We start from the raw sequence: 231 nt of genomic DNA on the forward strand, positions 1-231 counted from the left end.
CTTCATTCCGATTCTGCTCGGTTTCGATCAGCTCGATCCCGGCTGGCTGGTAACCGGGGTATTCACCATCGCCACCCTCAGCGGCGTGGTACTCAGCGCAGCATTGGCCGAACATCAGCGGCAGTTGCAGCGTGCTGCCTCACGAGCACGCACCGCACTGGCTGCCAATGACGCCGAGCTAAAAGCCAAGGCCGAGTTCCTGGCCAAGATCAGCCACGAGATCCGCACCCC

General features: G+C 61.9%; 1 protein-coding gene. It reads left to right on the top strand.

Annotated elements, in window-relative coordinates; genetic code table 11:
* The coding region (locus AC0IW9_RS32190; RefSeq protein ID WP_471652334.1) for a hypothetical protein at positions 1-231 on the top strand (231 nt) is incomplete at both ends.

Source organism: Belnapia sp. AC561, assembly GCF_979252845.1.